Below are 23,164 nucleotides of genomic sequence, written 5' to 3' on the forward strand. Positions count from 1 at the left end.
AGATCAGGATGCAGATCGGACGCCGACCCGGTCCAGGCTCATGACGACGCGTGGTCGTGCGACCGGCCGATGCCGCGGACCGCGTCCACCGCTCCGCGCACCCGCCGCGCGTTGACCGCGAGCACCACGTCGCGGTACTGCCCGGCCCGGTGCAGCTGCCCCTTGAGGTCGTTCGACGACGCCCGGTGCCTGAGATCGCACGGCACCTCGACGGCGACGTACCCCTGCCGCAGCAGGTCGATCGTCATGCCGGTCTCGACGCCCCAGCCGTGGGCCAGGGGCGTCGCCGACTCGAACGCCTCGCGGGTGAGGCAGCGCATCCCGGACAGCGGCTGGCTTGGGCTCCACCCGGTGAGGTGCTGGATGGCGCGCCGCGCCGTGCCGACGACGATGCCGCGGCCACCGGCCCCGGTCTGCCGGGGCAGCAGCGCGATCGCCAGGTCCGCGACCCCCTCGCGCACCGGCGCGACCAGCGGGGCCGTGTTCACGGCCGTGTCGCCGAGGTCACCGTCCACGAACAGCAGCAGCCGAGGAGCCCGGCCGTCGGCGTCGCGCATGGCGACCACGGCCGCGCCGGTCTCCATCGCGGCCGCCTTGCCGCGGTTGTGCGAGTGCCGCACGACGACGGCACCGGCGTCACGGGCGACGTGCTGCGTCTCGTCGGTCGAGCCGTCGTCGACGACGAGGACGAGGTCGACGTGCGGGATGGCGCGGGCCGAGCGCACGGTCGCGGCGATGCGCGCGGACTCGTCCTTCGCGGGGATGATCACCGCGACGCGCTGCGGGTTGCGACGCCCCTGGGCCGTCGGCGGCCGTGGGGTCTTCGCGACCGGCAAGGCGCCGACGCGGGTGGCGACGGAGGCGCCGCCCCCGGCGCCCCCGGCGCTGCCTTCGTGGCCGGCGACGCGATTCCGCTCGCCGGCATCGTCCTGGCTGGTGGACACCTCAGCGCCCGTTCGGGTCGCCCCGTGGTCCGTGTTCACGACTCCCTGCCTGTTGGGTCTCGCCCGTGTCGGCCGGGCAGCCCGCCCGGCGTGCTGTGCGGTGTCCCCTTGGGGGAATCACCGAGGATCAGAAGAGCAAACTTTTCCCGAGAAACTGTACTCCCCCGGAACGCCCGACCTCGGGTCAAGAAACGGTGTCGTCCGGGACATGCCGTGAAGATCGTGCGGAGCCGGGTCGCGCCGCTGCATCAGCGCAGCGTCACCTGTCGGGAGACGATACCGGCCCGGGCGCGTCGCTCGTTCGCGTCCAGCGGGTCGGTGACGGCGAGCGCCTCGTCGAGCTTGCGCGCGAGCTCCGCCACCGGCTCCTCCAGCTCGGCCGCCTCGGTGCCGCGCGGCAGCTCCCAGACCGGCACGACGAGCCCGCAGGCACGGAACATCCCGAGGAACTTGCCCCCGGCCAGGCCGGACTCGCGGCGCGCGTGCAGCCGCGCGACCGCGTCGACGACGGCGTCCTCGTCCTCGGTGCGCGCCCAGCGCAGGAACTCGCGCGACATCTGGCACCAGTACGCCGCCGGCACCGACGCCAGCTTGACGGTCGGGATCGAGGCCTCGGCCGCCTCCGCGAGCGACTCGCGGATCTCGTCCGTCATCTGCGTGCCGGAGTCGATCCAGTAGTCGTAGCCGTCGTGCACGCTCACCTCGAACGGGACGTCGACATCGAGCACGTCCTGCAGGCGCGGGTCGCCGTCCTGCACGGCCGGCAGCTCCTCGGGCAGCACGCCCGTGCCCGGCTCCGCAGCCAGCGCCACGAGCAGCGCCGCGGCGAGGTCGCGGCTGAGGTCGTCGGAGCTGCCCATGCCGTGCAGCGCCAGCAGCACCGTGCCGTCCTCGCGGTGCAGCGCGCACCAGCCGCCCGGCAGGACGGTGGTGACGGTGACGTCCCGTCCGCCGTGGTCCGCCGTCGTCCGCGCCGTCGCCGTCGCGGACGGCACCACCTCGCGCAGCGCGACCCAGTCCGCCTCCCCGGGAAGACCCTCGAACGGACGCAGGACGGGGGCGGAAGCAGAGCTCTTGACCATGTCCGCGATCCTATCCGCCCCGCACCGCCCCCTCCCCGCGCGAGGTAGTCCGCATCGGGCGTCGGTACGGTGGCCGGATGGAGAGGTGGCGCCGCCTGGTGGCGGACTACCGGTCGGGGGTCGCGCGCGGGCTCGCGCACGACGACGCGGCGGACGCTCGCGACGACGGCGCGGCGCACCGGACCGCGGACCTCGACGGTGAGCGCGACGGCTGGCTCGCGGCGACGCTGCCGGCGGCGGACCTGGCGCTCGGGTCGGTCGCGGCGCTGTGCTCCGCCGCCGCCCGGGCGGGCGCGACGGGGCCGCTGGTGGAGCGCGGACCGTCGCCCGCGCGGGTCGCGGCGTCGTTCGGCTCGGACCGGCTGCTGCGGCTCGACGGCCGCCCCGTGGCGGGGTTCGCGCCGCTGTCGGGGTTCTTCCGCACCGGCGACGGCTGGGTGCGCACGCACGCCAACTACCCGCACCACCGCGCCCGGCTGCTGCGCCTGCTGGACCTGCCCGACGACACCGACCGCGACGGGTTCGCCGCCCGCCTCGCCGACGCCTCCGCCGGCGCGCTCGAGGACGACGCCGCGGTGGTCGGCGCCGTCGTCGCCCGGGTCCGGGCCGAGGCGGAGTGGCGAGGGTCGGCGCCCGGCCGGGCAGCGCACGAGGGGCCGCTCGTCCGAGCCGGCGTCCGCGACGACGTCGTCGGGCGTCCCGCGGCACCGGCCGGCGGCCCGGTCCCGCTGGCGGGGGTGCGGGTGCTCGACCTGACGCGCGTCATCGCCGGCCCCGTGGCCACCCGCGCGCTGGCCGCGCTCGGCGCGGACGTGCTGCGCGTCGACCCCCCGGTGCCGGCCGAGATCCGGCACCAGCACCTCGACGTCGGGCAGGGCAAGCGCAGCACGCTGCTCGACCTGCACGACCCGGGCGACCGCGAGCGCGCCCAGGCGCTGCTGACCGGTGCGGACGTGCTGGTCACCGGCTACCGGCCGGGGGCTCTCGACGTGTTCGGGCTGCGCCCGCCGCCCGGCGCCGTCGTCGCGCACGTCTCCGCCTGGGGCGACGACGGGCCGTGGGCGCGCCGACGGGGGTTCGACTCGATCGTGCAGGCGGCGTCGGGCATCGCCCTGGTCGAGTCCCCCGACGGCGACGCCCCCGGCGCGCTGCCGGCGCAGGCGCTCGACCACGCGACGGGGTACCTGCTCGCGGCCGGGGTCCTCGACGCGCTCGCCGCCCGCGGCGCCGACGGGCGCGGGCGGACCGTCTCGTCCGCGCTGGCCCGCACGGCCGCGTGGCTGCTCGACGCCGACGGCCGCGACGCCGCGCACCCGGAGGCCGCCGTCCCCGGGCCGGACGCCGTCGTGAGCCACGGCCACCGGCCGCGCGTCACGACCGCTCGCCCCGCGCTCCCGGGGCACGACGACCACCCCGCACCTGCTCACCCGTGGGGCGGCGACCACGGGGCCTGGGCGACGTCTCCGCCGCCGTCGTCGCCGTGACGGCGGCGGCCGGGTGCGAGGAGCGCGCGCCTCTGGTCTCATCGGACCTGTCCCCGGCGCGCACCGCCCGGGCGGGCTGCGGCGGGAGGAGTCGGCGATGGCGGTCGTGACGCGGGGGTTCGGGGGGCGACGGCCCGAGCCGGAGCACGAGATCCCGCCGGGGCAGTTCGTGACCGACGACTTCCCGGTGCTGTCGGCGGGCCCGACGCCGAACGTGGACGAGTCCCGTTGGGAGCTGACGGTCCGCACGGAGACGGGCGAGGGCACCTCGTGGTCGTGGGAGCAGCTGATGGCGCTGCCGGCCGAGGACGTCGAGACGGACATCCACTGCGTCACGCACTGGTCCAAGCTCGGCACGACGTGGCGGGGGGTCTCCCTCGACACGCTGCTGGCGGACGTGGAGACGAGTGCGGAGTTCGTCATGGCGCGCTCCTACGGCGGGTACACGACCAACCTGCCGCTGCAGGACCTGCTCGACGGGCAGGCGTGGGTGGCGTTCGAGTTCGAGGGCGAGCCGCTGGATCCGGTGCACGGCGGCCCGGCGCGGTTGCTGGTGCCGCACCTGTACTTCTGGAAGAGCGCGAAGTGGCTGCGCGGCCTGGACCTGATGGACGACGAGGACCTGGGCTTCTGGGAGCAGAACGGGTACCACGCCTACGGCGACCCCTGGCTCGAGCAGCGGTACGCGTGAGCTGGCACGTCGCGACCGTCGTCGGGGCCCGGCCCCTGACGGGCACGGCCCGCGCGCTGACCCTGTCCGCGCCCGGGTTCGCCGGCGCGCTGCCGGGCCAGCACGTCGACCTGCGGCTGACCGCGCCGGACGGCTACCAGGCCACCCGCGCCTACTCCCTGGCCCGGGCCGGGCACGACGAGCGGGTCGACCTCGTGGTGGACGAGGTGCCCGGCGGAGAGGTCTCGCCCTACCTCGTGCACGACGCGCGGCCCGGCGACCAGCTCGAGATCCGCGGACCGCTGGGCGGGTACTTCGTGTGGCACGACGACGACCCCGCTCCGGTGCTCCTCGTGGCCGGCGGCTCGGGCGTCGTGCCGTTCCTCGCGATGCTGCGCGCCCGCCGCAGCGCCGGGCAGCAGCCCGGGCGCCACGCCCCGTTCCGCCTCGTGTGCTCCGTGCGCGCCCCCGGCGACGCGATCGAGCGCGAGGAGATCGACGCCCCCGACCCCGGCCTGCAGGCACGGTGGGTCTACACCCGCCAGGCCCCGCCCGGCTGGCCCACCCCGCCCGGGCGGATCACGACCGCCGACCTCACCGCCCCCGGGTTCGGTCCCGACGACGGCACGTCGGTGTTCGTCTGCGGTCCCACCGGGTTCGTCGAGGCGGCCGCCGGGCTGCTCACCGGGCTCGGGCACCCGCCCGGCCGCGTCCGCACCGAACGCTTCGGAGGTGCCTGATGACGACGCACGACGCGCCCGTCCACGACAGGCCCACGCTCGACGGGTCCGCCCTGGCCGGTCTGCTGAGCGAGGTCTACGCCTTCGACGCCACCCTCGCGGTCGTGCGCTGCGCGAGCTGCGGGCACACCGACGTCTTCGCCCGCGCCACCGTGTATCTGACCGCCATGGGCGCCGTCGTGCGCTGCGCCACCTGCACCGCCGTCCTGCTCGTCGTCGTCGAACGACCCGACGGTCCTCGCGTCTCGGCGTCCGGCGCGGCCTGGGTGCAGGCCCCGGGCGGCTGACCCCTACAGACGGTCGAGCCGCTGCAGCACCGCGCCCTCGCGCAGCGCCCACGGACAGATCTCGACCTCGTCGACCCCGAGGGCCCGCATCGTCTCCTCCGCCACGACGGCCCCTCCGACGATCTGGTAGGTGCGCTCCGGCGTGACGCCCGGCAGCGCGGTGCGGCCCTCGGCGGGGATGCGGGCGAGGCGCGGCACCCAGTCGGCCAGCTGCGACAGGCGCATCCGCCAGCGCTCGTCCGGGCCCACGACCTCCAGCTGCATGCCGGCGAGCCGGGCCAGGGAGCGGAAGGTCTTGGACGTCGCGACCACGTGGTCGGGGGCGGGCACGGCCGCGAGGCGCTCCACGACGGGCGCCAGCAGGGTGCGGCAGTGCACGCGCAGGGCCTCGACCTCGTCGGGTCCGGGCGGGTCGTCGGGCAGGAAGGCCCGCGTGGTCCGACCGGCGCCCAGCGGGACCGACGCGGCGAGGTCGGGCTCCTCGTCGACGCCGGAGGCGATCTCCAGCGAGCCGCCGCCGATGTCGAGCACCAGCAGCCGGCCGGCCGCCCACCCGTGCCAGCGCCGCGCGGCGAGGAACGTCAGCCGAGCCTCGTCCTCGCCGGAGAGCACCTGCACGTCGCGACCCACCCGGCGCGAGATCTCCGCGAGCACCGCGGCGCCGTTCGCGGCGTCGCGCAGCGCGGACGTCGCCATCGGCAGCAGCTCCTCGACGGCGGACTCGCGCGCGACGTCGAGGACGTCGTCGACCGCAGCGAGCATCGCCCGCTCGCCCTCGGCCGACAGCGCGCCGTCGGCGTCGAGGTACCGCATGAGCCGCACGGTGATCTTGCGCTCCGCGTGCGGCACCGGCCGCACGCCGTGCCGGGCGTCCATGACGAGCAGGTGCACCGTGTTGGAGCCGATGTCGATGACGCCGAGGCGGGGCGCCGGGGTCGTGGCTGTGCTGCTCATGGCAGCCGAGCGTAGCGGCGGGGCCGGGCACGACGACGCCCGGTCCCGCGGGGCGGGGCCGGGCGTCGTGCGGCCGGGTCGTGGGCTGGGTCGTTCAGCCGAGAGCGGTCAGGAGAGGGCCTTCACCTTGAGGCGCTCGTACTCCTCGGGCGTGATCGTGCCCTCGTCGAGCAGCTTCTTGGCCGCTGAGATGTGCTCGGCCGGGGAGCCCGCGACCTCCCGGATGTACGCGTCGGTGCCGGCCTTGGCCTCCTTCACCGCCGTGAGCTGACGCTCCGACATCCCGCGGCCACGGGCGATGAGGTAGACCAGGGCGGTGATCAGCGGGACGAAGATCAGGAGGACCACCCACACCGCCTTCCACCAGCCCGAGAGCTCCCGGTCGCGGAACAGGTCGGTGAGGATCTGGAACAGCACCATGAGGTAGGCGATGAACAGGAAGATCCAGACGAGGTACCAGAAGAAGTCCCAGAAGGTTTCCATCGCAGGTGTCCTTTCGAGCGGTCCCAACCATCGACAGGTCGACCGGTGGCGGACCCGTTGCCCGCGCTCGGAACGCTAGTAGCGACATGCCGGACGCGCGCGTCGAAACGGGGTGATCTGGGCCTCCACCCGGCGAACCGGTCGCTCCGGGAGGTTCGCGACAGCCGGGACGGTCAGCGGCGGGTGGCGCGTCCGGCGTCCGCGACGAGCTCCTCGGCACCCGACACGACGGCGGCCTCCGCGGCCCGGGCCCGGGCCAGCGCGTCGGCGCGCACGGCCACGATCCGACCGTGCAGGGCGGAGTGGATCCGCTGGCGGACACCGCGCGCGATCGCGTCGACGTCGGACTCGTCCGGGGTCTCCCCGCGGGCCGCGAGCTCGGTGGCGAGCCGGTCCACGGCCGCGTCGACCTCCCGGCGGACCCGGACCTCCGCGGCGTCGAACAGCGCCACGACGGCGGCGTCGGCCGCGCGGCCCAGGCGCGTCTCCTCGAAGTCCGCGGCCGCGTCGACCACGATCCGGCGGGCGCGGTCCACGACGTCCGCCGCCGTCGCCGGGGCGTGCGCCTTGAGCGTGCCCAGGTCGTACAGCAGCACGCCCTCCACGTCCGCGACGCGCGGGTCGACGTCGCGGTGCAGCGCCAGGTCGAGCACCACCAGGGGGCCGCCGGTCTCGCGCCGTCCTGAGCCTGTCGAAGGGTCGCCCGCGGCGGCCGCGGCGCGCTCGCGCGACCGCACCACCGCGGCGGCGTCGAGCACGTACTCCAGGGAGACCTCGGCCCGGCCGCCGCCCATGGCCTCGACAGGCTCGACCGACGGAGCCGGCCGGCGGCCGCGGGCACCCGAGCAGGAGACCACGAGGTCGGCGTCGGCCAGCGCGGCGACGAGGTCACGCGCGGGCTCGACGTCGTGCCCCTCGGCGAAGACCTCGGCGCGGCCGGAGCGCGAGTACACCCGCACGTCGTCGCAGCCCCGGGCACGCAGGGCCGCCACGGAGGCGCCCGCGTACGAGCCCGTGCCGATGAGCACGACGCGCAGGCCCCGCCACGACCCGTCGTGGTCGGCCGGGCCCTGCATCAGGTCCTTGCCCGCGAGGTCGAGGCCGAGCGAGACGACGGACCGTCCGGCGGCGCCGAGCTCCGTCCGGGTGCCGACCCGCTTGGACGTGCGCGACGCCGTCTGGAACAGCAGCTCGAGAGTCTTGGACGTGGTGCCGTCGGCGCGCGCCTCCGCGAGGGCCCGCTTCACCTGTCCGGCGATCTCCCGCTCCCCCACGACCATCGAGTCCAGGCCCGCGGCCACCGTGAAGAGGTGCTCGGTGACCTCCGGCCCGGTGCGGACCGTGAACGAGTCGGCCGCGGCGTCCTGGGACACCCCCGAGCTCTGCGCGACGAGCGCCGCGACGTGCCGCGTCGCGTGCCGGACGGCGTCGCCGTGCACCGGCGCGTCCACGTCCAGGTAGAGCTCGAACCGGTTGCACGTGGAGATCACGACCGAGCCCCGCACGGGGCCGCACGAACCCACGGCGACGCGCCCGACGGAGCCCGACCCGGTGGACAGCCGCTCGAGCGCGTCCAGGTCCAGCTCGCGGTGCGAGGCGGTGAGGGAGAGGAGTACCACAGTGCCTCCACTTTAAGAGCGACGAGCCGGCGGGGCAGAATCATGGACCGTGACATCCCCCACGATCACTCCCGAGCCGAGCCGCGAGACCCACCTGCTGCCCGCCGACCACCCCCTGGTCGACGGCCGGACGTCGCGCGCCCCGCTGGTGCGCGCCCTGCGGGGTGAACGTCCGGACGTGACCCCCGTGTGGTTCATGCGGCAGGCCGGCAGGTCCCTGCCCGAGTACCGCGAGGTCCGTCAGGGAGTAGGGATGCTCGACTCCTGCCTCCGGCCACCGCTCGCCGCGGAAATCACCCTCCAGCCCGTGCGCCGCCACCACGTGGACGCCGCCGTCTTCTTCAGCGACATCGTGGTGCCGCTGAGGCTGGCGGGCGTCGACGTCGACATCAAGCCCGGCGTCGGGCCGGTCATGGACCAGCCGTACCGGACGGCGGAGGACGTCGCGCGGCTCACGTCGCGGACCCTCGACGACGCCGCGCTCGCGCCGATCGCCGAGGCCGTGCGCCTCACCGTCGCCGAGCTCGGCGACGTCCCGCTGCTGGGCTTCGGGGGCGCGCCGTTCACGCTGGCCGCCTACCTCGTCGAGGGCCGGCCGTCGCGCGACCACCTCGCCGCACGCACCCTCATGCACGCCGACCCCGAGACGTGGGCCCGGCTCACCGCCTGGACTGCGGAGCTCACCGGCCGCTTCCTGCGCGCCCAGGTGCTCGCGGGCGCGTCCGCCGTGCAGCTCTTCGACTCCTGGGCGGGCTCGTTGGCGCTGGCGGACTACACCGCGCACGTCGCGCCGTCGTCCACCGCCGCGCTGGCGCACGTCGCCGACCTTCGCACGCCGGGCACGGACGGGAGCGCCGGCGACGGCCTCCCGGCGATCCACTTCGGCACCGGCACCGGGCACCTGCTGCCCGCCCTGCGCGACGTGCTCGACGCCGCCGGCGTCACGCACCCCGCCGTCGGCGTCGACTACCGCACCCCGCTCGACGAGGCCGCGGCCCTGCTGGCCGACCACCCGCGCGGCGCCGTGCCCGTGCAGGGCAACATCGACCCGGCGCTGCTCGGCGCCCCGTGGCCCGTGCTCGAGGCGCACGTGCGCGACGTCGTCGCCCGCGGGCAGGCCGCGCCGGGGCACGTGGTCAACCTGGGGCACGGCGTGCCGCCGGACACCGACCCGACCGTGCTGACGCGCGTCGTCGAGCTGGTGCACTCGCTGTGACCCCCCTCCCGCCGCTCGGCGCCCCCGACGTGCGTTCCGGCCGACCCTCGCGGCCGCCGGAGCACGTCGACGCGGTGGTCGTCGGCGGCGGGATCGGCGGTCTCGTCGCGGCCCGCACCCTCGTGCAGCGCGGGCTGCAGGTGGTGCTCCTCGAGGCCTCCGACCGGGTGGGCGGGCCCGTGCGCGGTGGCGCGTTCGGCTCGCTGCCGCGCGTGCGGCTGGACCTCGGCGCGGAGTCGTTCGCGGCGCGCGGCACGGCGGTCACCAACCTGGCCGACGAGCTCGGGCTCGACGTCGTCAGCCCGGCTCCCCTGTCCGCCTGGGGGTACGCGGCGGGGCAGTCCTTCCCCCTGCCGAAGGCGGGCGTGCTCGGCATCCCGTCGGTGCCGTGGGCGCCCGACGTGCGGCGCGCGATCGGCTGGCCCGGCGTCGCGCGGGCGGCCCTCGACCGCGTGCTGCCGCGCGTCGTCGCCGACCGGACCGACCTGGGCTCGCTCGTGCGGTCGCGGCTGGGCAGGCGGGTCACCGAGCGGCTGGTGGGGCCCGTCGCCGCCGGGGTGCACTCCGCGCCCCTGGACCGGCTCGACGTCGCCGCCGTCGCGCCCGGGCTGCTCGACGCCTTCGCCCGCACCGGGTCGCTCTCCCGCGCCGTCGGCGAGCTGCGGGCGGCCGCACCCGCCGGGTCCGCCGTGCGGGGCATCGACGGCGGCATCCACGCCCTCGTCGAGGCGCTCACCGGCGAGATCGCCGCGAGCGCCGAGGAGTTCGCCGAGTCCCCGCGCACCGACGCGACCGGCCCCATCCACGCCGCCGTGCGCGTGGGGCAGCAGGTCGACGGGGTGGAGCGGGTCGGCGCGGACTGGCAGGTGACCACGACCGTCGGCGACACGGTGCGCGCACCGCGGCTGATCGTGACGACGCCGCGGGTCGCGCCGCTGCTGGCCCCGTGGGTGACGGGGCTGGGCGACGCCGCCCCGGGCGGGGTGCGCGTGCCGACGCCGGAGCGGGGCGCCGACATCTGGCTCGCGACGCTGCTGCTCGACGCCCCCGGGCTCGACGCCGCCCCCCGCGGTTCCGGGCTCCTCGTGGCGCCCGACGGCGGCGGCGCCGCGGAGGTGCGCGCCAAGGCGCTCACGCACGCGACCGCGAAGTGGCCGTGGCTGGCCGAGCGCGTCCGCGCCGCCGCCGGGCCGGGCGTGCACGTGGTGCGGCTCTCGTACGGCCGGATCGGCACGCCGACCGACCCGCCGTCCGCCGAGGAGGCCGCCCGCGACGCGTCCGTGCTGCTCGGCGTCGACCTCGCCGACCGCGTGCGCGACCACCTGCTGCAGCGCTGGGACGGCTCCCTGCCCCCGCCCACCCCCGCCTACCGCGCGGAGGTCGCCGCGTTCTCCGCCGCCGTCGGGCACACCCCCGGGCTGGCCGTCACCGGCGGGTGGGTGGCCGGCACCGGCCTCGCGGCGATCGTCGCGCACGCGCAGGCCGCCGTCGCCGCCCTCTGACCCACGAGGGAGCTCGCAGATCCGCGGGGGTCGTGACGCATCGTCATGACCGCGCGTCAGGACGTCGGGAGCACCGTGTGAGATCGGCCTCCAGGTCCGCCCGGAGTTGTCCACAGGCCGCCAGGCTGCGCGACACTGGACGGGTGAGCACCCCCGAGCCCGCCCCCGCCCCGCTGCGTCTCGGCACCCGCGGCAGCGCCCTCGCGACGACGCAGTCCGGACTGGTCGCGCGGCGGCTCGAGGAGCTGCTGGGCCGCCCGGTCGAGCTGGTGCGCATCCGCACGGAGGGGGACGTGAAGACGGGCTCCCTCGCCTCGCTGGGCGGCACGGGCGTGTTCGTCACCGCCCTGCGTGAGGCGCTGCTCGACGGCCGATGCGACGTCGCCGTGCACTCGCTCAAGGACCTGCCCACGGCGCAGCCCGCCGACCTGACGATCGTCACCCCCGAGCGGGAGGACCCGCGCGACGCGCTGTGCGCCCGTGACGGCCTGACGCTCGACACGCTCCCTCGGGGCGCGCGCGTCGGCACCGGCTCCCCGCGCCGCGCCGCACTGGTGCAGGCCGCGCGGCCCGACGTCGAGCTCGTGGACATCCGCGGCAACGTCGAGACGCGCCTGGCCCGCGCGCTCGGCCCGGACGCCGACCTCGACGCCGTCGTCCTCGCGCTCGCCGGCCTGTCCCGGCTGGGCCGCACCGAGGTGGTCACGCAGGCGCTCGACCCGGTCGTCGTCGCCCCCGCGCCCGGGCAGGGCGCGCTCGCCGTCGAGGCGCGCACCGGCGACCTCGCGGCCGGCACCCCGCTGGCCGAGGCGTTCGCCGCGCTCGACCACCACCCGACGCGGCTCGCGGTGCTGGCCGAGCGTGCGGTGCTCGCGCGCCTCGAGGCCGGGTGCGCCGCCCCGGTCGGCGCGCACGCGCGGGTCGAGGCGGGCGAGCTGGAGCTCACCGCGGTGGTCGCGCGCGTCGACGGCACGGAGCAGCTCACGCACAGCGCGTCGGCGCCCCTCGCCGCGGCCGACGCGACCGCGCAGGACGACGCCGCGACCACGCTGGGCGTCCGGGTCGCCGAGGCCCTGCTCGCCGACGGTGCCGCCCGCCTGGCCCCGCTCGTGGGTGGCCCCGGCGAGCCGCGCAGCGCCACGCCGGACGACGTCGTGTCGCGCACCGACGTCGCGCCGCTGCACGCGTCCACCGGCACGGACGACCCGGAGGGCGCGTGATCCTCGACGACGCCGCAGGGCCCCGGCGTGCCGTGCTCGTGGCGCGGGCGCCGGACCGCGGTGCTGCGCTCGCGCGGCTCCTGCAGGGGGCCGGGCACGACGTCGTCGTCGCCCCCGTGATCGAGCGCGCCCCCGCGGACGACGTCGCCCCGCTCGACGACGCCGTCCGCGGCCTGGCACGCGGCGCCTACGCGTGGGCGGTCGTGACCAGCGTCAACGCCGTCGACGCGCTCGTCGACGCCGCCGGCCGGACCGGCACGAGCCTCGCGGCGTCCCACGCCCGCTGGGCCGCCGTCGGACCGGCCACGACCCGCGCCCTCGAGGCCGCGGGGGTCACGACCGACCTCGTGCCAGCAGGTGACGCCACCGCCGCCGGGCTGGTCGCGGCGTTCCCCGACCCGGCCGTCACCGACCCGGATCTGCCCTCCGTGCTGCTGCCGCTCGGCGACCTGGCCAGCCCGACCCTCGACGACGGGCTGGCCGTCCGCGGCTGGGTGCCGCACGTCGTGACGGCGTACCGGACGGTGCACCACGCGCTGCCCGCGGACGTCGTGACCCGCGCCCGCAGCGGCGGCTTCGACGTCGTCGTCGTGTCCTCCGGATCGGTCGCGCGCGAGATCGCCGCCCAGGTCGGGACCGGCACGCCCGTCGTGGCCATCGGCGTCCCGTCGGCCGACGCCGCGCGCGACGCCGGGCTGGCCGTCGCCGCCGTCGCGGCGCAGCCCACCGACGACGCGCTCGCCGCGGCCGTCGCCTCCGCCCTCGACGCGACCGCCCCCGACTCCCTCGCCGCCCACCCGGCGGCGACCCCGTCCCTCTCCACGAAGGAGCACCCGTGAGCACCTCGGGCAGCACGTCCGGCATCGTGTACCGCCCCCGCCGCCTGCGCACCACCCCGCGCATGCGGCGGCTGGCCGCCGAGACCCGCCTGCACGCGGCGGACCTCGTGCTGCCGCTGTTCGTCAAGGAAGGGCTGACCGAGCCTGCCCCCATCGCGTCGATGCCGGGCCAGGTGCAGCACACCGAGGCGTCGCTGCGCGACGCCGTCGCCGACGCGGCCCGCGCGGGCCTGGGCGGCGTCATGCTGTTCGGCATCCCCGCGCAGCGTGACGCGACCGGTTCCGCCGGCGACGACCCGGACGGCGTCCTGCAGCGCGGCATCCGGATCGCTCGCGAGGCGGTCGCGCAGGTCGAGGCCGACACCGGCCGCCCCGGCCCGGTCGTCATGGCCGACACGTGCCTGGACGAGTTCACCGACCACGGTCACTGCGGCGTGCTCACGGCAGGCCCGTCCGGCGAGCAGGTGGTGGACAACGACGCGACGCTCGACCGGTACGCGTCGATGGCGGTCGCGCAGGCCCGCGCGGGCGCGGAGGTCGTGGCGCCGTCCGGGATGATGGACGGCCAGGTCGCCGTCATCCGCGACGCGCTCGACGACGCCGGCTTCGACCAGGTGAGCATCCTGGCCTACAGCGCCAAGTACGCCAGCGCCTTCTACGGCCCGTTCCGCGACGCCGTCGACAGCGCCCTGCAGGGCGACCGCCGCACCTACCAGATGGACGCCGCGAACGCCCGTGAGGGGCTGCGCGAGGCCGACCTCGACCTGGCCGAGGGTGCGGACATGGTCATGGTGAAGCCGGCGGGGACGTCGCTCGACGTGCTGCGCGGCGTCGCGGACCGTTCCGACGTCCCGGTCGCGGCATACCAGGTCAGCGGCGAGTACGCGATGATCGAGGCGGCCGCCGCGCACGGCTGGATCGACCGCAAGGGCGCCGTGCTCGAGTCGGTGACCGCCATCAAGCGCGCCGGCGCCGACGTCGTCCTCACCTACTGGGCCCCCGAGATCGCGGAGTGGATCAAGTGAACGCCATGGCCAGCACCGACACCTCGACGGGCTCGGAACGGAGCAACCACGCCGCGTTCCTGCGCGCCCAGGCGGCGATCCCCGGCGGCGTGAACTCCCCCGTGCGCGCGTACGGCTCGGTGGGCGGCGACCCGCGCTTCCTCGCGAGCGCGCGCGGCCCGTACGTCACGGACGTCGCGGGGCGCGAGTACGTCGACCTGGTCTGCTCCTGGGGCCCGGCCCTGCTGGGTCATGCGCACCCCGAGGTCGTCGCCGCCGTGCAGGACGCCGCCGCGCGCGGCCTGTCGTTCGGCGCGCCCACCGTGGCCGAGGTGGAGCTCGCGGAGGAGATCCGTCGTCGGGTGCCCGTCGCCGAGCGCGTGCGCCTGGTGTCCACGGGCACCGAGGCGACGATGACGGCGGTCCGGCTGGCGCGCGGCGTCACCGGGCGGCCGCTGGTCGTGAAGTTTGCCGGCTGCTACCACGGGCACGTCGACGCGCTGCTCGCGGAGGCCGGCTCCGGCGTCGCGACGCTCGCCATGCCCGGCACCGCCGGGGTCACCGAGGCGTCCGCGGCCGAGACGCTGGTGCTGCCCTACAACGACCTCGCCGCCGTCGAGGCCGCGTTCACGCAGCACGGCTCGCGGATCGCGGCCGTGATCACCGAGGCGAGCCCCGCGAACATGGGCGTGGTGCCGCCGGCCGAGGGCTTCAACGAGGGGCTGCGCCGCATCACGCGCGAGCACGGCGCCCTGTTCGTCATGGACGAGGTGCTCACCGGCTTCCGCGTCGGCCCGTCCGGATGGTGGGGCCTGGAGAACACGCGCATCCGCAGCGAGGGCGGTGAGGGGTACGTCCCGGACCTGCTCACGTTCGGCAAGGTCGTGGGTGGCGGGATGCCGGTGGCGGGCCTGGGCGGCCCGGCGTCGATCATGGACCAGCTCGCACCGACCGGCCCGGTGTACCAGGCGGGCACGCTGTCCGGGAACCCGGTGGCCGTGGCGGCCGGCCTCACGACGCTGCGCCTCGCCGACGACGCCGTGTACGCGCGGGTGGACGCCGTCGCCGACACCCTGGCCACCGCGCTCGGGGAGGCCCTGTCCGCCGAGGGCGTCGAGCACCGCGTGCAGCGCGCGGGCTCGCTGTTCTCGACGTTCTTCGGGCCGTTCGCCGCGGAGCACGGGGTGCGCGACTACGCGCAGGCCCAGGCGCAGGAGGCCTTCCGCTACCGCGCGCTGTTCCACGCCCTGCTCGACGCGGGCGTCAACCTGCCGCCGTCGGTCTTCGAGGCCTGGTTCGTCTCCGCGGCGCACGACGACGCCGCCGTGAACCGCATCCTCGATGCCCTGCCCGCCGGCGCCCGCGCCGCCGCCGCGGCGACCGCCTGACCCGGGTCAGCGGCGGGCGACGCCGTCCTTGCCGCTGGCCGCGGTCGTCTTCGTCGTCGCGGGCACGACGATCTGGTACGTGCCGGCCTTCGAGCTCTTCACCCGGGTGACGACCTTCCCGCCCGTGCGGGTCGTCACGTGCTTGACCGTGCGCCACCCGGCCGGGCCGGTCGGGTTGAAGCGGATCGCGACGCGCACGCCCGTCTTCCCCCTCCACGTGCCCGAGTCCGAGTACGAGCTCTTCCAGACGTTCTCCTTGACGGTGCCGCGCACCTGCACGTACGCGCGGGAGCCGCTGGCCCGATAGGCGCTGGTGCCCGTGACGGCGCGCTTGTTGCGCAGGTAGACGGTCGTCAGGTGGTCCTTGCTGGGGTAGAGCAGCGACCCGCCGTACTCCGGGGCGAGCTCGGCGCCGACGGCGAGCCGCTGCGGCACGAGGTGGTCGTACTTGCGGAACGTGATCGTGGTCTTCTTCGTCGTCGACACGCTGTTCGTGAAGTCCGCGTACTCCCACTGGAACGGGCCGTTGATGGACTCGGCGGTGGCGCTACCCGCGTTCCCCCACCAGCCGGTGAACGTCCCCGGGCCGGAGAACGACAGCTTCGCCGTGACGGGGATCTTGGTGTACCCCGCCCGGTTGATCGTCACGTACGTAGGGGTGGTGACGGTCATCCTCACCGACCGGCCCTCGTAGTCGTTGTCGGTGGTCGAGCCGCTGCCTGCCGCAGCGGGAGAGGCCACGGCTCCGACGGCCAGCACGGCGCCGAGCACGGACGCCACGATCTTGCGCTTCATCTCTGGTCCAACCTCGAGAGCAATGTGACTCACCGAGGGTAATCGTCAGGACAGTCGACTCTCCGGTTCCATGGGCAACGTCACCCACGGATCACCCGGACGACCTCGACCCCGCCCCGACGTCAGGGGGCGAGCGCCTTGTCCACCGTGCGCATCAGCTGCTGCACGACGTCGTGCCGCGACTCGTGCCCCTCGCGCAGGGTCTCCCAGGCCAGGTACAGCTGCGCCCAGATGGTGCCGATCACCCATGACGGGCTGAGCTCGAGGTCGAGGCTGCCGTCGTCGCGGCCCCGCTCGACCAGGGCGACCATCGGGTCGTCGTCCGCGCACCCGTCAGCGGGGGCGTCGGGCACGACCTCTGTGAACAGCAGCGTGAGGTGGTCGCCGAGCAGCAGGTACTCGGGGCAGAGCCGGCGCAGCGCCTCGCGGGCGGTGCCCTGGTCGAGCCGGGCCCGCTCGTGGGCCTCCCCCAGCCGGGCCACGGTCTCGGCGCCGACGGCCTCGAGAAGGTCCGAGCGCTCGGGGAAGTAGCGGTGCAGCGTGGTGCGGCCGACGCCCGCGGCGTCCGCGACCTGCCCGAGGGCCACGCCCGGGTCGCGCGCGAGCTGGGTCACCGCCGCCTCGACGATCGCGCGCCGCGTGCGCGCGCGGGCTCCCGTCTCGACGTCCTGCACGTCCGTCATGCGGCGAACGCTACACCCGCGGAATGGAACGGTGCTTGACCGGGTTGGAACACTCGTGTTCCACTTTGGAATCCGGCCGACCCCAGCGAACCGCCGTCAGCATCGTCAACCAGGGTTGACGAGATCAAGGAGTGTCAACCATGGTTGACAGCATGACCGCCACCGACTCCCCGCCGCCCGACCCCGCCACCGACGCCACGACCTCCGTCGCCCCCGAGAAGTCCGGCCGCGAGCGCCTGCGCATCCTGCTCGGCTTCGTCCGCCCGCACCGCCGCACGCTCGCCCTCGGCCTGGTGCTGGGGCTGCTCGCCACGGCGATGAGCCTCGCCACCCCGATGGTCACCAAGTGGGTGCTCGACACCCTGTCCTCGGGCACGTCGATGAGCGGGCCGGTGGCCTGGCTCCTCGGCCTGATGATCCTCGGGTCGGTGGTGGGGCTGTTCCAGTGGATCCTGCTGGGCCGCCTCGCGGAGGACGTCGTCTACGAGGCCCGCTCGTCGATCGTCACGCGCTACCTGCGGGCCCGCGTCGGCGCCATCACCTCGAAGCCGGCGGGAGAGCTCGTCACGCGGGTCACCTCCGACACCCTGCTGCTGCGCGAGGCCACGTCGAACAGCCTGGTCAGCCTCGTCAACGGGTTCATCTCCCTGGTCGGCACGCTCGTCCTCATGGCGGTGCTCGACCTCACGCTGCTGGCCTCCACCGTGGTGGCGATCGTCGTGGTCGCGGTGGCGATGGCGCTGCTGCTGCCCGGCATCGGCAAGGCGCAGCACCGCACGCAGGCGGCGGTGGGGCGGCTCGGCGGCGCCGTCGAGGGCGCGGTGCGCGCCGTGCGCACGGTCAAGGCGAGCGGCGCGGAGGAGCGGCAGGGCCGCACGATCCTCGGCGACGCGCAGGAGGCGCGGAAGCACGCGGTGACGGCGGTGAAGACCGAGGCCGTGGCCTGGACCGTGTCGTGGGGCGGCATCCAGCTCGCGATCATCGTGATCCTCGGCCTGGGCGCCTGGCGGGTGTCGGAGGACCTGCTGGCCGTCTCCAGCCTGGTCGCGTTCCTGCTCTACGCGTTCAACATCGTGGGCCCGATCTCCGAGCTCACGCAGGCGTTCACCACGCTGCAGTCCGGGCTTGCCGCCGCGGAGCGGATCCGCGAGGTGGAGACCATGGAGCTCGAGGAGGACGACGTCCCCGCCCGCGCCGGTACGCCCCGCGCGGTCCGGGCCGACGGTCGCGACGACGCCGGGCCGGTCCTCGTGCTGGACGGCGTCACCGCCGGCTACGCCGAGGGCGCGCCGGTGGTGCACGACGTGACGCTCGAGGTGCCACGGCGGGGGCACGTCGCCCTGGTCGGCCCGTCCGGCGCGGGCAAGACGACGCTGCTGTCGCTCCTGCTGCGGTTCCTCGAACCGACGTCGGGCGAGCTGCGGCTGGACGGCGCGCCGTACCGCGACCTGACCCACGCGCAGGTGCGCGCACGGTTCGCCTACGTGGAGCAGGAGACGCCGGTGGTGCCGGGCACCGTCCGGGAGAACCTGCTGTTCAGCCGCCCCGACGCCACCGACGAGGAGGTGCGCGCCGTGCTCGAGGCGGTGCGCCTCGCCGCCGACCTGGACGCGCTGCCCGACGGGCTGGACACGTCCCTCGTGTCCTCCGCCGTCTCCGGCGGGCAGCGCCAGCGCATCGCCCTGGCCCGCGCGCTGCTCAAGGAGCCGGACGTGCTGCTCCTCGACGAGGCGACGTCGCAGGTGGACGGCCTCACCGAGGCGGCGATCCACGACGCGATCCGCGCGCACACCCGCCGCGGGGCCGTCGTGACCGTGGCGCACCGGCTGTCCACGGTGCTCGACGCCGACCGGATCCTCGTCATGGAGAACGGCCGCGTGCGAGCGAGCGGCACCCACGAGGAGCTGCACGCCACGGACGAGCTGTACCGCGACCTGGTGGCGGCGCTGCGCATCGCCGTCGACACGGAGCCCTCCGCCGTGCCCGTCGCCACCGCCTGAGCGCCGGGCGCGGGGGCGCACGCCCCCGCGCCCGGGGTCAGTCCTGCTCGGGCAGCGTGTCCCAGAACGAGGTGTCGGCCGTCTCGACCGACCCGTCCGCCACGGCCTTCGCCGTCGAGGTCAGCGTCACGACCGACTGCCGGATGAGGTAGCCGTTGCTCTTCTGGCCGAGCACGTACGGCGCGTACTCGTGGTCGGACATGCCGCGCATCTCGAACAGGAGCGTGGAGACGCCGTACTCCACCGCGATGCCGTTGCGGCCGATCGTGTCGGCGGTGCCGCCGACGTACTTGCCGATGTGCCCCCAGCCGGTCCGGTCGACGTTCTGGTACACGACCGAGCCGAGGCGCTTGGACCGCTCGACGACCGCCGGGTCGGCGCCGGGCGACGTCGGGTAGAGGATCGAGCCCGACACCAGGTCGCCGTCGACGCGCGACTGCGTGCCCTGGTGGTGCAGGTCGATCATGTAGTCGACGTCGTAGGCGCCCAGGACGTTCTCGTGCAGCGCGCGGGTCTCGGGCTGCTCCTTGGCCACGTGGTCGCGGTTGAGGTCCACCTCGTTCGCGTTGTAGCGCGTGAGGTGCCGCTCCCCCTTGGCGAGGTAGTCCTCCAGGGAGAAGTTCACGTCGCCCATGGCGCCGTCAGCGTTGAACATCGGGATCAGGAGGATGTTGACGTCCTGCAGCATCCGGGCCTGCTGGCCGGAGCCCAGGGACTTGACGAAGTGCAGCATCGCCTCGGTGGTGAGCTGCTCGTTCCCGTGCTGCTGGGCGAGGTAGAGGATCGTCGGGTTGGCGGGGTCGCTCACGTACTTCACGAGGTGGATGTCACGGCCCTTGACGGTCTGGCCGATGACCTCGAGCTCCATCGCGTCCTGCTTCGCGTCCTGCGTCCGCAGGAAGTCGGCGACCTCGTCGTAGGTGGACAGGATCGAGGTGGTGATCACCTCGTTGCCCCCGTAGTCCGGCCCTTCGCCGACGGCGACCGCGGTCGCGGTCGAGCCGACGATCAGGCCTCCGGCAAGGGCGAGGGCCGCGGTGGTCCTGGTGGTTCTGCGCACGGCAACTCCTTCGTCGCGTATGGTGCCCGCCCCCGGGTCGGCGGCGGGTGAGCACACGGTATGGGCGACTCGTCCGCACCGCGCGGCGAGCCCGCACGCTCGCGACCAGGCACGATGCCGGATGTATGCGCAGTCACTATCGTGGGACCGCTCGCACGGCCGTGCGGGCGACGCACGCGGTCAAGGAGTTCCGGTGGCGAAGGCCCCCACGGTGTACGACGTCGCGCAGCGCGCAGGGGTCTCGATCGCGACGGTCTCGCGGGTGCTGCGGCGACCCGACGACGTGCGCGAGCGCACCCGCACGGTGGTGCACGAGGCGATCCGCGAGCTGGGCTACGTGCCCTCCGGCGCGGCCCGCGGGCTGGCGGCGCGCTCCACGGGTGTGCTGGGCCTGTGCTTCCCTGACGTGGACGGCATCGACGAGGTCGACGACCTGCCCGACCCGGTCCGGGTGGGCGAGGCCGTCGAGGTGGTGCGCGACGTCGGCGGCCCGGTCACGGCCCGGTGGAGCAACCTGTACCTCGGCGAGGTGATGCGCGGCGCCGAGCTCGAGGCATGGCGCACCGGCCACGCGGTGATGATCGGCGTGGCGCGCGGGCTGCGCCGCACGCAGGCGGTCAACGAGCTCGCGGGGCGCGTGGACGGCCTGGCGGTGCTGTCGAAGTCGGTGCCCGACGACCTGCTGGCGCACATCGCCCGCCGCGTGCCCGTCGTCGTCATGGCCGGCCCGCCGCAGGACGACGCCTACGACCACATCTCGGTGGACAACCGTGCGGGCACCCGCGCGCTGGTGGACCACCTCGTCGCCGACCACGGCATCCGCGACCTCGCGTTCGTAGGCGGACCCTTCGACTCTCCTGACGCGCACGAGCGCTTCCAGGGCTTCCGGGACGCGCTCACCGCGGCCGGCCTGGAAGCGCCCGACGAGCCGGCGGCGCGCTCCGACTTCACGCGGGCCGGCGCGCGTGAGCTGGCCCGCACGATGCTCGAGGCGCACGTGACCGGCCGGGGCCCCGGCGACACCGGGAGCGCGCTCCCCCGTGCGCTGGTCTGCTCGAACGACCAGACCGCGCTCGGCTTCCTCGACGTGCTCACCGAGGCGGGGGTCGACGTGCCGGGCGACGTCGCGCTGACCGGCTTCGACGGCATCGACGCCACGCAGGCGTCGCTCCCCCGGCTCACCACCGTGAGCCAGCCGATGGTCGAGCTGGGGCGGGCGGCCGTGGAGCTGCTGCGGTCGCGGCTGACCGACCCCGCCGCCCCGCCCGCCACGGTGAACCTGCCCGTGCGGGTGCTGCTCCGCGAGAGCTGCGGCTGCACGTGACGACCCTCGCGAGCGGGCGCCGCGGACCGCGTCCGGGCCACTGGCCACGCGGTTTGCCGCTCCGAAATGTATGCGCATACACTCGCCGGGACGTCGCACGCCGACCCCGGCGTGCGCGGGCCCTCACAGGAGAGGCCTCGACGAAGAGGAGTGGATGTCCATGACGCGCACAGCGCGCTCGGGGCGGCGCCTGGCCGCCATCGCGGCCACCGTCGCGGTGCTGGCCACTGCGGCCTGCTCGGCACCGGTGCAGAACAAGGGGGACGACAGCGCCGCTGGTGGCGCGACGTCGATGCTCATCGCGGCCGACAACGGCTCGCCGACGTTCGACCGGAACTTCAACCCGTACTCGTCCGGCAAGCGCAACACGACGACGTACATGTACGAGCCCCTGGTCATCATCAACGAGATGAGCGGCGAGGAGACCCCCTGGCTGGCCACGGGGTACGAGCAGCCCGACGCGAAGACGGTCGTCTTCACCATCCGTGACGGCGTGAAGTGGTCCGACGGCGAGCCCCTCACCGCCGAGGACGTCAAGTACTCCTTCGACCTCGTCAAGAAGCACCCCGAGATGGACCTCAAGGGCGCGTGGTCGCACCTGAAGTCGGTCGAGGTGGACGGCAAGACCGTCGTCGCGCACCTGCAGGACGAGGACGTCCCCGCCGCGAAGATCCTCGCGCAGCAGCTCATCGTGCCGGAGCACATCTGGTCCGAGGTCAAGGACCCGGTCACCTTCACCAACGAGGAGCCCGTCGGGTCCGGCCCCTACACGCTCGACGAGTTCACGCCGAACCAGTACACCCTCACCAAGAACGAGACGTACTGGCAGGCGGACAAGGTGGCCGTCGAGGAGCTCGTGCAGCCCGCCGCCAACTCCGAGCTGGACATCGTCAACAACGGCTACGACTGGGCCTACGCGTTCATGAGCGACGTCGACGACACCTGGGTCAAGGCCGACCCCGAGAACAACACGTACTGGTTCCCGGCGGGCGCGGCGATCTCGCTCATCCCGAACATGACCAAGGCGCCGTACGACAACGTCGACTTCCGCGAGGGCATCGCGCTGGCGCTGGACAAGCAGGTCATCGCCGACAAGGCCGAGCAGGGCTACGTCGACCGGGCCAGCCAGACCGGCCTCATGCTGCCCAACCAGGAGGCGATCCTCGACACGTCGATCCCGAACCAGGGCTACGTCGACCAGGACACCGACGCCGCCCTCGCGTCGTTCGAGAAGGCCGGGTACACGAAGAAGGGCGAGAAGCTCGTCGACTCGTCCGGCAAGCCGCTGAAGATCACGATCACCACCCCGAACGGCTGGTCCGACTGGCTGCAGGGCGTGGAGCAGGTCAAGAGCCAGCTCACCGCGATCGGCATCGACGTCACCGTCGTGCAGCCGCAGGCCGCCGCGTACCAGAAGGAGCTCCGCACGGGCGACTTCGACATGATCATGGGCACCGTCGGCGGCACCGGGCAGCCGTTCCAGGACTACAACGGCCTCATGGGGTCGGAGTTCCGCCTGGACATCGGCAAGACGGCCTCCGGCAACTTCGGCCGCTTCGAGTCCGCCGAGGCCGACGACCTGCTCGCCGAGCTCAAGGTGACCACCGACGAGGCGAAGCAGCTCGAGATCACGCACCAGCTCGAGCAGATCACGTACGAGCAGCTGCCGATGATCGCCCTGTTCTACGGCGGCTCGTGGGGCCTGTTCTCGAACAAGAACTTCACCGGCTGGCCCAGCGCGGACGACCCCTACGCCTCCCCGAAGACGTGGGACTCCACCCCGCTGCTCATCCTCACGCACCTCAAGCCCGCCCAGGGCTGACCTTCCCCTCGCCGGTGGAGCCGGCTCGGTGGTTGAGCTTCTCGAAAC

At 74.8% G+C, this 23,164-nt stretch carries 21 protein-coding genes; 13 read left to right on the top strand and 8 right to left on the bottom strand.

Annotated features, from left to right (window positions below):
* Positions 1-38: 38 nt before the first annotated feature.
* Both B5Y66_RS08220 and B5Y66_RS08225 read right to left on the bottom strand, forming a co-directional pair.
* A complete protein-coding gene (locus tag B5Y66_RS08220) occupies positions 39-836 on the bottom strand; it encodes a glycosyltransferase family 2 protein (protein WP_139820834.1) in 798 nt (265 codons plus the stop codon).
* A gap of 356 nt (positions 837-1,192) precedes the next feature.
* Complete coding sequence (locus B5Y66_RS08225; protein WP_079573395.1) at positions 1,193-2,026, bottom strand: DUF5926 family protein; 834 nt, start codon at positions 2,024-2,026, stop codon at positions 1,193-1,195.
* Positions 2,027-2,103: 77 nt separating this feature from the next.
* Between B5Y66_RS08225 and B5Y66_RS08230 the strand changes: the two genes are divergently transcribed.
* The 4 genes from B5Y66_RS08230 to B5Y66_RS08245 all read left to right on the top strand — a co-directional run bounded on the left by B5Y66_RS08230 (position 2,104) and on the right by B5Y66_RS08245 (position 5,207).
* Positions 2,104-3,510: a CoA transferase gene (locus tag B5Y66_RS08230; RefSeq protein ID WP_079573397.1), complete on the top strand. Its 1,407-nt coding sequence runs from the start codon at positions 2,104-2,106 to the stop codon at positions 3,508-3,510.
* 97 nt (positions 3,511-3,607) lie between these two features.
* Positions 3,608-4,201 carry a sulfite oxidase-like oxidoreductase gene (locus B5Y66_RS08235; protein WP_079573399.1) on the top strand — a complete coding sequence of 198 codons (594 nt, stop codon included), beginning with the start codon at positions 3,608-3,610 and terminating at the stop codon, positions 4,199-4,201.
* Positions 4,198-4,920 (top strand): FAD-binding oxidoreductase, encoded by a 723-nt coding sequence (locus tag B5Y66_RS08240; RefSeq protein WP_245806999.1) that lies wholly within the window; start codon positions 4,198-4,200, stop codon positions 4,918-4,920. Before B5Y66_RS08235 ends, B5Y66_RS08240 begins: the two co-directional genes overlap by 4 nt.
* On the top strand, positions 4,920-5,207 hold the full coding sequence (locus tag B5Y66_RS08245; RefSeq protein ID WP_079573401.1) for a DUF6510 family protein: 288 nt from the start codon (positions 4,920-4,922) through the stop codon (positions 5,205-5,207). The genes B5Y66_RS08240 and B5Y66_RS08245 overlap by 1 nt, the downstream gene beginning before the upstream one ends.
* 3 nt (positions 5,208-5,210) lie before the next feature.
* On the opposite strand, the gene B5Y66_RS08250 is transcribed toward B5Y66_RS08245, so the two are convergent.
* The 3 genes from B5Y66_RS08250 to B5Y66_RS08260 form a co-directional block, all read right to left on the bottom strand.
* Positions 5,211-6,161 carry a Ppx/GppA phosphatase family protein gene (locus tag B5Y66_RS08250; protein WP_079573403.1) on the bottom strand — a complete coding sequence of 317 codons (951 nt, stop codon included), beginning with the start codon at positions 6,159-6,161 and terminating at the stop codon, positions 5,211-5,213.
* A gap of 108 nt (positions 6,162-6,269) precedes the next feature.
* Complete coding sequence (locus B5Y66_RS08255; protein ID WP_079573405.1) at positions 6,270-6,644, bottom strand: PLDc N-terminal domain-containing protein; 375 nt, start codon at positions 6,642-6,644, stop codon at positions 6,270-6,272.
* Positions 6,645-6,817: 173 nt separating this feature from the next.
* Positions 6,818-8,263 (bottom strand): glutamyl-tRNA reductase, encoded by a 1,446-nt coding sequence (locus B5Y66_RS08260; RefSeq protein ID WP_079573407.1) that lies wholly within the window; start codon positions 8,261-8,263, stop codon positions 6,818-6,820.
* 49 nt (positions 8,264-8,312) lie between these two features.
* On the opposite strand from B5Y66_RS08260, the gene hemE reads away from it, so the two are divergent.
* The 6 genes from hemE to hemL all read left to right on the top strand — a co-directional run bounded on the left by hemE (position 8,313) and on the right by hemL (position 15,432).
* Positions 8,313-9,479, top strand: a complete 1,167-nt coding sequence (gene hemE, locus B5Y66_RS08265) for a uroporphyrinogen decarboxylase (RefSeq protein ID WP_079573409.1) — start codon at positions 8,313-8,315, stop codon at positions 9,477-9,479.
* Complete coding sequence (locus B5Y66_RS08270; RefSeq protein ID WP_245807000.1) at positions 9,476-10,981, top strand: protoporphyrinogen/coproporphyrinogen oxidase; 1,506 nt, start codon at positions 9,476-9,478, stop codon at positions 10,979-10,981. Before hemE ends, B5Y66_RS08270 begins: the two co-directional genes overlap by 4 nt.
* Before the next feature lie 143 nt (positions 10,982-11,124).
* A complete protein-coding gene (gene hemC / locus B5Y66_RS08275; protein ID WP_079573411.1) occupies positions 11,125-12,201 on the top strand; it encodes a hydroxymethylbilane synthase in 1,077 nt (358 codons plus the stop codon).
* Entirely contained in the window at positions 12,198-13,040 is an 843-nt protein-coding gene (locus tag B5Y66_RS08280; protein ID WP_079573413.1) for a uroporphyrinogen-III synthase, read from the top strand. Before hemC ends, B5Y66_RS08280 begins: the two co-directional genes overlap by 4 nt.
* The gene (hemB, locus tag B5Y66_RS08285) at positions 13,037-14,065 is read left to right on the top strand and encodes a porphobilinogen synthase (protein ID WP_079573415.1); all 1,029 of its coding nucleotides are present in this window, start codon (positions 13,037-13,039) and stop codon (positions 14,063-14,065) included. Before B5Y66_RS08280 ends, hemB begins: the two co-directional genes overlap by 4 nt.
* 5 nt (positions 14,066-14,070) lie before the next feature.
* Positions 14,071-15,432: a glutamate-1-semialdehyde 2,1-aminomutase gene (gene hemL / locus B5Y66_RS08290; protein ID WP_079574339.1), complete on the top strand. Its 1,362-nt coding sequence runs from the start codon at positions 14,071-14,073 to the stop codon at positions 15,430-15,432.
* Between the two features lie 6 nt (positions 15,433-15,438).
* Here the strand turns inward: hemL and B5Y66_RS08295 are convergent, their stop codons facing one another.
* Entirely contained in the window at positions 15,439-16,227 is a 789-nt protein-coding gene (locus B5Y66_RS08295) for a hypothetical protein (protein WP_079573417.1), read from the bottom strand.
* Positions 16,228-16,349: 122 nt separating this feature from the next.
* Positions 16,350-16,910 (bottom strand): TetR/AcrR family transcriptional regulator, encoded by a 561-nt coding sequence (locus B5Y66_RS08300; protein WP_079573419.1) that lies wholly within the window; start codon positions 16,908-16,910, stop codon positions 16,350-16,352.
* Between the two features lie 152 nt (positions 16,911-17,062).
* Between B5Y66_RS08300 and B5Y66_RS08305 the strand changes: the two genes are divergently transcribed.
* Complete coding sequence (locus B5Y66_RS08305; RefSeq protein WP_245807001.1) at positions 17,063-18,910, top strand: ABC transporter ATP-binding protein; 1,848 nt, start codon at positions 17,063-17,065, stop codon at positions 18,908-18,910.
* A gap of 37 nt (positions 18,911-18,947) precedes the next feature.
* Here B5Y66_RS08305 and B5Y66_RS08310 read toward each other — a convergent pair whose 3' ends face one another.
* Positions 18,948-19,970: a M14 family zinc carboxypeptidase gene (locus B5Y66_RS08310; RefSeq protein WP_079573421.1), complete on the bottom strand. Its 1,023-nt coding sequence runs from the start codon at positions 19,968-19,970 to the stop codon at positions 18,948-18,950.
* Between the two features lie 193 nt (positions 19,971-20,163).
* Between B5Y66_RS08310 and B5Y66_RS08315 the strand changes: the two genes are divergently transcribed.
* A complete protein-coding gene (locus B5Y66_RS08315) occupies positions 20,164-21,294 on the top strand; it encodes a LacI family DNA-binding transcriptional regulator (protein ID WP_217700760.1) in 1,131 nt (376 codons plus the stop codon).
* A 160-nt stretch (positions 21,295-21,454) separates the two neighbouring features.
* Entirely contained in the window at positions 21,455-23,116 is a 1,662-nt protein-coding gene (locus B5Y66_RS08320) for an ABC transporter substrate-binding protein (protein WP_079573425.1), read from the top strand.
* The last annotated feature ends 48 nt before the right edge of the window (positions 23,117-23,164 follow it).

Source organism: Krasilnikoviella flava, from assembly GCF_900167525.1.
GTDB classification, from domain to species: domain Bacteria; phylum Actinomycetota; class Actinomycetes; order Actinomycetales; family Cellulomonadaceae; genus Isoptericola; species Isoptericola flavus.